The organism is Streptomyces sp. NPDC055815 (assembly GCF_053616475.1).
On sequence record NZ_JBSHDU010000004.1, the window covers coordinates 239880 to 248297 of the forward strand.

Below are 8418 nucleotides of genomic sequence, written 5' to 3' on the forward strand. Positions count from 1 at the left end.
CGTATGACCGGCGGCACGTGCCTGCGGATCCCGCTCGTGGATCCCGCCTGTGGATCCCGCCTATGGGTCCCGCCTATGGGTCCCGCCTGTGGATGAGCCGCCGCACCGGCCCTCGCGACCTGGCAGCATGGCGGGGTGACAGCAGCAACGCACTCCACTCTCTTCCCGCAGGTCCCGGAGACGGCCGACGCGGTGCTCGACGGGCTCGACCCCGAGCAGCGCGAGGTCGCCCTTGCCCTGAACGGGCCGGTGTGCGTGCTCGCGGGAGCCGGTACGGGCAAGACGCGGGCGATCACCCACCGCATCGCGTACGGGGTGCGTGCGGGCATCCTGCAGCCCGCCAGTGTGCTCGCCGTCACCTTCACCAACCGGGCCGCCGGCGAGATGCGCGGCCGGCTCCGGCAGCTCGGCGCGGGCGGTGTCCAGGCCCGTACGTTCCACTCCGCGGCGCTCCGCCAGCTCCAGTTCTTCTGGCCGAAAGCAGTCGGTGGCGAGCTGCCCCGGCTCCTGGAGCGGAAGATCCAGCTGGTCGCCGACGCCGCGGCCCGCTGCCGGATCCGGCTCGACCGGAACGAGCTCAGGGACGTGACCAGCGAGATCGAGTGGGCCAAGGTCACCCAGACCGTCCCCGCCGACTACCCGGCCGCGGTCGCCAAGTCCGTCAGGGAGGCCCCCCGCGACCCGGCCGAGATCGGCCAGATCTATGCCATGTACGAGCAGCTGAAGCGCGACCGCTCGGTGATCGACTTCGAGGACGTGCTGCTGCTCACCGTCGGCATCCTCCAGGACCGGCACGACATCGCCGACCAGATCCGCCGCCAGTACCAGCACTTCGTCGTGGACGAGTACCAGGACGTCTCGCCGCTCCAGCAGCGGCTGCTCGACCTGTGGCTCGGCGACCGCGACAACCTCTGCGTGGTCGGCGACGCCAGCCAGACGATCTACTCCTTCACCGGCGCCACCCCCGACCACCTGCTGAACTTCCGCACCCGGCACCCCGGCGCCACGGTCGTGAAACTGGTCCGCGACTACCGCTCCACCCCGCAGGTCGTCCACCTGGCGAACGGGCTGCTCAGCCAGGCCCGCGGCCGGGCCGCCGAGCACCGCCTGGAGCTGATCTCCCAGCGCGACCCGGGCCCCGAGCCGGTCTACACGGAGTACGCCGACGAGCCCGCCGAGGCCGAGGGCACCGCCCGCCGGATCCGCGACCTCATCGCCGCCGGCGTCCCGGCCGGCGAGATCGCCGTCCTCTACCGGATCAACGCCCAGTCCGAGGTGTACGAGCAGGCCCTCGCCGACGCCGGAGTGCCCTACCAGCTCCGCGGCGCCGAGCGCTTCTTCGAGCGCCAGGAGGTACGGGAGGCGGGTATCGCGCTGCGCGGCGCCGCCCGCGCCGGGGGCAACGACTCGCTCCTCGACGACGCCGAGGACCTCCCCGCACAGGTCAGGGCCGTCCTCTCCACCAAGGGCTGGACCAGCACGCCGCCCGCGGGATCCGGCGCCGTCCGCGACCGCTGGGAGTCCCTCGCCGCGCTCGTCCGGCTCGCCGAGGACTTCGCCCGCGCCAAGTCCGGAGCCACCCTCTCCGACCTGGTGGCCGAGCTCGACGAGCGGGCCGCCGCCCAGCACGCGCCGACCGTGCAGGGCGTCACCCTCGCCTCGCTGCACGCCGCCAAGGGCCTCGAATGGGACGCCGTCTTCCTGGTCGGCCTCACCGAGGGCATGATGCCCATCACCTACGCCAAGACCGACGAGCAGGTCGAGGAGGAGCGCCGCCTGCTGTACGTGGGCGTCACCCGGGCCCGGGTCCACCTCACGCTCTCCTGGGCGCTCTCCCGCTCCCCGGGCGGCCGCGCCAACCGGCGCCCCAGCCGCTTCCTCAAGGGGCTGCGGCCCGGCTCGGGATCCCTCGGCACCCTCGGCTCCGGCGGCGGCGCCGGCTCCGTCGAGCGGGGGAGCGGCCCCGTCCGGCGCAAGGCGCGCGGCCCCGTCCTGTGCAGGGTCTGCGGCGCCACCCTCACCGAGGCGGGCGCGATGAAGCTGATGCGCTGCGAGGACTGCCCCTCCGACATGGACGAGGCCCTGTACGAGCGGCTGCGGGACTGGCGATCGGAACAGGCCAGGGAGCTCGGCCAGCCCGCGTATTGCGTGTTCACCGACAAGACGCTCATGGCGATCGCCGAGCGCGTCCCCGCCACCGACGGAGAGCTCTCCTCGATCGCCGGCGTCGGCGTCCGCAAGCTCGACCGCTTCGGAGCCGAGGTCCTGGCCATCTGCGCAGGTGAGGACGGTGGGACGGGCGAGGACGAGGTCTGAGGAAAACTCGTCGAAAAAATAGTTTGCGCCCGCCCCGTCAAGCCCCATAGGTTCTTAACCACGGAAACAGCGCTTCTTCGAAGCCCTGTCTTCGTGCTGTACTTGTCCAAATAAACATGAGGGTCCGGCTCGCACCCGAGCCCTCCGAGACGCCGAGAGGAGGCGATTCCAGTGATCAGCACCACCATTCAGACCCGCACCGCCAGCTCCATCAGCACCGTCAGCATCGTCGGCACGGCCAAAATGACCGATCGCTCGGTCGTCTCCGCCTGCTCGCTCGGCCTCTCCGCCTCGGCGCTCATTGGCACCGGTCTGCCCGTCGCCGGCCTGCCCGTCACCGGTCTTGCCGGTCTCGGTGCGGCCGCCGTGGCTCCGCGCAATGAGCGACCGACCAAGGCACTGGAAGCAGGAGTAGCAGGCAAGGCCACGGCCTATGGCTTTGCGGCGACCGGTGCCGGAACCCAGCAGCAGACGACGACGCACCACCACATGATGTGGGCCTTCCGTGGGCTCGAACCCTGGAGTGATCCAGTCTGATCCATGATCAGACCGGCGCCTTCAGGGCCGCGGAACCCCACCCGGGATCCGCGGCCCTTCTGTTTGTCCCCGAACGGGGACGACGGCGCGAAGGGGCCTCGGGAAAGACACCGCCCGGTACCAGCCGAAACCCCGGCCAACAGGCCGGAACGACCAGACGAGGAAAGACCACCGTGCAACTCGAAGCGCACGCCCCGTCCGTACCGCATTCCGAATCGATCCCCCAGCCCGGCCTCACGGAGGACCCCGCTTTGACCCCCCTCACCGCGCTCACCGCGCTCGACGACGCCATCGAGAACCTCGGCGTCCCCGTACCCTGTCGCGCCTACGACCCCGAGGTCTTCTTCGCGGAGTCCCCGGCCGACGTCGAGTACGCGAAGTCCCTCTGCCAGACCTGCCCGCTCGTCGCGGCCTGCCTGGCCGGCGCCAAGGAGCGCCGCGAGCCCTGGGGCGTCTGGGGCGGCGAGCTCTTCGTCCAGGGCGTGGTCGTGGCCCGCAAGCGGCCCCGTGGCCGTCCGCGCAAGAACCCGGTCGCGGCATGAGCGCCACCGGAACCATCGACCGCCCCCTCACGCACGATCCCCAGAAGCAGGCCCCGATGACCTCTTCCACCAGCGAGCCCGCCGGCTCCGCGACCCCAGTCTTCTCCCCCGCCGCCGCGCACACCGCGCGACAGAACAGGACCCGTGAAATGCAACTCGCCCCAGAAGCCCTGGCCCGTGCCCATATGCACGAGCGACAGCGTGAGGCCGACGCGGAACGCCAGGCCGTGCGCCTGGTCGCCGCCCGGCGCATGCAGCGCCGCGCCGAGCGCGTCTCGCTGCGCGCCCGCCGCGCGCTCGCCATGGCCGTCATGCACTGAGCATCGCCGTGATGCCTCCCGCGGGGGCCGGTCCGAACGGACCGGCCCCCGCGGTGCGTTGTCCGGTCCGCGGCGTCTCCGCCGGGCTATCGTCACCAGGGTGAACGACGCCCGTACCCCCGAGGCACCCTTCGTCTGCGCGCGCTGCGGCAAGACCACCGAGACGCTGCCGCTGACCTGGACCTGCTCGGTGGAGAACGGCCGGCGGCAGTACTTCTGCGAGGACTGCGCCCGAGCCAACATCCGCTCCATCGAAGGCCGCCTGGACTCCACCTGGTGGTGACGCCGCCCCGCCGTTGTGGGCAGGCGTTCCGCAAGGGGCGGAACGGGTGGGCACAACGGAACGGCGCCCATGCCGGCGCCAGAGGCTCCCGCGCCTGAACCCGCACCGCGAGTGACGGTGCACGGGTGGTGCGGGTCCAGGCGCGGAACGCGGAGGCGCCGCGAGAGCGCGCCGTCCCGTGTGCCCACCCGTCCCGCCCTGCGGGACGATTGCCCACACGGGCGTGGGCGGCGCCCGCCCGGGCGCGGGCACACACGGGCGTGGGCGCCGCCCGCCCGGGCGCGGGTCCTACGCGGAGGCCGGCGCCTCGAAGCCCGGGAGCCACTCCGTGAGCTCGTCGCGGAGCCGCACCGTCGCGTTCAACTGGCACAGCACCCCGATCGTGCTCAACGTCACACGGTGTATCAGCAGATACGCCGGCGGCAGGTTCAGCTGCTTGCCCAGCTGGTGCGCCGGAGAGCGCGGGTCCGCGATCCGCGCCGCCTGCGCCCGCATCCAGCCCCGGGTGAAGACGAACTCCTCCGCCTCGGCCGGCTCGATGATCGGCAGCAAGTACTCAAGGACCGCCTCCGGGTCCAGCGCGACGGACTCCTTCACGAAGCCCTCGCCGCACAGCAGCTCGTAGACCGTCTCGGCCTCCCCGGTGACCGCCATCCGCAGACAGGTCCCGATGGTCTCCGGCAGCCCGCCCGGCAGCCGGTCCACCGTGCCGAAGTCCAGGACGCCGAGCCGCCAGCCCTCGGGCCCGTCGTCCTCCCCGGCGCCCGGCAGCAGCCGGAAGTTCCCCGGGTGCGGATCGGCGTGCAGCAGCCCCGTGCGCGCCGGGCCCGAGAAGAGGAAGCGGGCCAGGAGCTGCCCCGCCCGGTCCCGCTGCTCCTCCGTGCCGTCCGCGATCACCTCGGCGAGCGGGACCCCGTCCATCCACTCGGTCACGAGGATCTGCTCCGACTGGTGCACCACCGCCGGCACCACCACGTCCGGATCGTCCGCGAACTCCTCCGCGTGGATCCGCTGGGCCTCCGCCTCCAGGCCGTAGTCCAGTTCCTCGGAGACCCGGTCCCGCATCTCGGCGATCAGCGGCTTGATGTCCATGCCCGGGACGAGCGGGCCGAGCAGCCGGGCGAAGCGGCTCAACTGCGTCAGGTCCGAGAGCAGTGCCTCCCCGGCGCCCGGGTACTGCACCTTCACCGCGACCTCGCGCCCGTCGTGCCACACGGCCCGGTGCACCTGCCCGATCGAGGCCGCGGCCGCCGGCTTGTCCTCGAACTCCAGGAACAGCTCCCGCCATTCGGCGCCCAGCCGCTCCTCCAGGACCGCGTGCACCGTACGCGTCGGCATCGGCGGGGCCGCGTCCTGAAGCTTCGTCAGCGCCGCCCGGTACGGCCCGGCGACCTCCTCCGGCAGGGCCGACTCGAAGACGGACATCGCCTGTCCGAACTTCATCGCCCCGCCTTTCAGCTCACCCAGAACGCGAAACAGCTGCTCGGCCGTGCGCTGCTGGAGCTCGCGGGCGACCAGCTCCGCCGATCTGCCGCCGATCCGCTTGCCCAGACCCCAGGTGGCCCGGCCCGCGAAGCCCAGTGGCAACGCGGCCAACTTGGCGGTCCGGGTGACCGCCTTCCGGGGAAGATCAGACATACGCCCCTCCAAAACCCAGACTGCCGTGCCGCGCAGGGCCGTTACCCCGCCATTGTGTCGTGCGCGTCCCCGGCCGCCGAGGCGCGCTCCCCTTCTCGTCCGCGCGCCGCCCCGCACGGGCAGGCCGGGTGCGGTCTCAGCCGCTCCGCCCGCCACTCCAGGAGCGGCAGCGACACCTCCCAGCGGGTGCCCGTGCTCGCCGGGAGGTCCCCGTCCAGAAACGCCAGCGCGTGCGCGGCGGCCAGCCCCGCCACCGCCGTGGCGAGGCCGAGGTCGCAGGCGGGCAGCGGGTGCGGGGCGCCCGAGCGCCACTGCGCGAGCAGCCGGGGCGTCACCGGGTCCCGGTCCGTCCGCTCCTCCTGGAGGCACCGCGCGCAGGCCGTGCCACCGGGCAGCACGAGCGGCCCGACGACCCCCGTCGCCTCCAGGACGCCCGCGTAGAGGTGGGGGGTGCCGGTGGAGATCCACGGCTCGGCGGGCAAAGGATCGGGGACGTACGCGCCGAGACCGTCCCGGGGCGTCACCACGACGAGTGACAACCCGGGCTCACCCGGACCTTCACCCGGCCCACCCCGACCGCGCGGGCGCCGCGACCCACCGGGCCCGCCCGCCCCGCCCGGTCCGCCCGCCCCGCCCGGTCCGCCCGCCCCGCCCGGTCCGGCCCCTCCCGCCGGTCCACCGCGGCCCAGTTCCCGCGCCCAGCGGCCCACCAAGCGGCGGGCCGCCGTCGTCCGGCGCTCGCCGACCGCCTCGGTCGGGAGGCCGCCCGGGGTCGTCTCCCAGGGCTCGACCCGGCCCGAGTCGAGGACCTCGACCGTGCCCACGCCCGCCGCCGCGAGCAGTGCCGCCACCGTCGCCCCCACCCGCCCCGCGCCGCGGACCTGGACGCGCAGGGCCCGCCGGGCCGTCAGGGTCCGCGCCGCCCGCTCCGGTTCGGGGTGGACCACGGAGAGGGAGGCCAGGTCCGCGCGGAGCGGGTCGAGCGCGACGTCCACCGCGCCGGCGGCCGGCCCCGCCTTCCCGGGCCGCCCGGTCGAGGCGTCCGTGAGGAGCCCGGCCGACTCCAGCCGGCCAAGGAGCGCCTCCAGACGCCCGTCCGGGAGACCGAGCGCCCGCGCCTCGGCCCGCAGCAGCGCGGTCCCGCGGGTGCCGTCGAGCAGCCCGAGCACCGCCCCCGTCTCCTGGTCCACCGGGCCGAGCACCACCGCGTGCGCGGGGGCGACGCCGAACTGGACGCACCGCAGACTCCGCCACGTCCGCCGCAGCGCCGGTTTCACCATCGGATGCATTTCCCCGCCCCCGTCAGTCCGTCCCCATGATCGACAACGGCTTTTCGTGTCGTCCCAGCCGAGAATGGACCGTCGCCGCGACGGCCGCCGAAAGTTGTCCACAGGCCGGGGGATTAGTCATTCAAATGGTGCGCGGTCGGGTCGGATCGTTCCCGAAACCACTCCCGGGGCGGGACTTCCCCGGCCGCCAGCGGGTAACGTCGGGCCCGTGCCCGCCGACCCACAGCGCAGCGTGACCAGCGAACCGCCCCGCGGGGCGGGGACGAGTGCGGTCGAGGTCCGCAGAAGCCCACGGCGGAGGAAATCCGTCTCGGCCTACCGTGAGGGCGACCGGACCATCGTGCTCATCCCGGCCCGCATGTCGGAGGCGGAGGAGCGCCGCTGGGTCGGCGTCATGCTCGACAAGCTCGCCGCCCAGGAGAGCCGGCGGGTCCTCGGCGACAGCGAGCTCACGGAGCGGGCGCTGCGCCTCTCGGAGCAGTACTTCGGCGGCCGGGCCCGCCCCGGCTCGGTCCGCTGGGTGACCAACCAGAACACCCGCTGGGGCTCCTGCACCCCCTCCGAGGGCAGCATCCGCCTCTCCCACCGGCTCCAGGGCATGCCCGAGTACGTCGTCGACTACGTCCTCCTGCACGAGCTGGCCCACCTGCTCGTCCCCGGACACGGCCCCGGGTTCTGGCGGCTCCTCGAGGCGTACCCGCGCACCGAGCGGGCCCGCGGCTACCTGGAGGGCGTGGTCGCCGCCGAACGCCTGCCGCAGCTTCCGGCGGCCCGCGAGGAGTGACGGCGCCGCCGCGCGCGTGCGTGCGTGTTTCCCGATTCCGTACCGAAAACGACCTGGCCTGTCTCAATGTCGTGCACAGACGTTAGCCTGGCGCGAGCATTCGCCATTCGGGATGGGGGACGGTCGTTACGCATGGCCAGGGAATTCCAACGCGGCCACAAGGCCAAGATCAGTGATCTGACTGCGGGGACCGATCTGTACGTGGGTGTGCAGATCGCGGCGCCCGGACTGACTTTCGACATCAGCTGCTTCGGACTCGACGCGGACGAGCGGCTCTCCGACGACCGCTACTTCGTCTTCTTCAACCAGCCGAAGTCGCCGGAGGAGTCCATCCAGCTGCTCGGCGCGCAGTCGGGTGACACCGAGTCGTTCCGCATCACCCTCGACCGCATCCCCGCGAACATCCACAAGCTGTCGTTCACCGCGACGATCGACGGCGCCGGCCAGATGTCCCAGGTCGGCCCCGGTCACCTGCGGATCGTGGCGGGCGGCGAGGAGGTCGCGCGCTACGCGTTCACGGGCGCGGAGTTCACCACCGAACGCGCGGTGATGCTGGGCGACTTCTACCTCAAGGACGTGTGGCGGTTCGCCGCCGTCGGCCAGGGCTTCGACGGAGGCCTGGAGGCGCTCCTGCGGAACTTCGGCGGCGAGGTCGCCGAGGAGGAGCCCGCGGCGCCGCAGCAGCAGGCCCCGGCCCCCGGCTTCGGCC

General features: G+C 73.0%; 9 protein-coding genes. 7 read left to right on the plus strand and 2 right to left on the minus strand.

Features of this window, described 5'->3' with window-relative positions; genetic code table 11:
• Nucleotides 1-135 precede the first annotated feature (135 nt).
• The 5 genes from ACWGN5_RS05335 (at nt 136) to ACWGN5_RS05355 (ending at nt 3998) form a co-directional block, all read left to right on the plus strand.
• Nucleotides 136-2316: an ATP-dependent DNA helicase UvrD2 gene (locus ACWGN5_RS05335; RefSeq protein ID WP_453511453.1), complete on the plus strand. Its 2181-nt coding sequence runs from the start codon at nt 136-138 to the stop codon at nt 2314-2316.
• Nucleotides 2317-2487: 171 nt separating this feature from the next.
• A complete protein-coding gene (locus ACWGN5_RS05340; protein WP_453511455.1) occupies nt 2488-2853 on the plus strand; it encodes a hypothetical protein in 366 nt (121 codons plus the stop codon).
• 173 nt (nt 2854-3026) lie between these two features.
• Complete coding sequence (locus tag ACWGN5_RS05345) at nt 3027-3395, plus strand: WhiB family transcriptional regulator (RefSeq protein ID WP_453511457.1); 369 nt, start codon at nt 3027-3029, stop codon at nt 3393-3395.
• Nucleotides 3392-3715 carry a hypothetical protein gene (locus tag ACWGN5_RS05350; protein WP_351192661.1) on the plus strand — a complete coding sequence of 108 codons (324 nt, stop codon included), beginning with the start codon at nt 3392-3394 and terminating at the stop codon, nt 3713-3715. Before ACWGN5_RS05345 ends, ACWGN5_RS05350 begins: the two co-directional genes overlap by 4 nt.
• A gap of 100 nt (nt 3716-3815) precedes the next feature.
• A complete protein-coding gene (locus ACWGN5_RS05355; protein ID WP_453511459.1) occupies nt 3816-3998 on the plus strand; it encodes a hypothetical protein in 183 nt (60 codons plus the stop codon).
• A 288-nt stretch (nt 3999-4286) separates the two neighbouring features.
• Here the strand turns inward: ACWGN5_RS05355 and ACWGN5_RS05360 are convergent, their stop codons facing one another.
• Both ACWGN5_RS05360 and ACWGN5_RS05365 read right to left on the minus strand, forming a co-directional pair.
• The gene (locus tag ACWGN5_RS05360; RefSeq protein ID WP_453511460.1) at nt 4287-5636 is read right to left on the minus strand and encodes an ABC1 kinase family protein; all 1350 of its coding nucleotides are present in this window, start codon (nt 5634-5636) and stop codon (nt 4287-4289) included.
• A gap of 41 nt (nt 5637-5677) precedes the next feature.
• On the minus strand, nt 5678-6925 hold the full coding sequence (locus tag ACWGN5_RS05365; RefSeq protein WP_453511462.1) for a TOMM precursor leader peptide-binding protein: 1248 nt from the start codon (nt 6923-6925) through the stop codon (nt 5678-5680).
• Nucleotides 6926-7133: 208 nt separating this feature from the next.
• Here ACWGN5_RS05365 and ACWGN5_RS05370 point away from each other — a divergent pair, with 208 nt between their 5' ends.
• Nucleotides 7134-7709, plus strand: a complete 576-nt coding sequence (locus ACWGN5_RS05370) for a SprT-like domain-containing protein (protein WP_453511464.1) — start codon at nt 7134-7136, stop codon at nt 7707-7709.
• A 132-nt stretch (nt 7710-7841) separates the two neighbouring features.
• On the plus strand, nt 7842-8418 hold a 577-nt coding region (locus ACWGN5_RS05375; protein WP_453511466.1), incomplete at its 3' end, for a TerD family protein.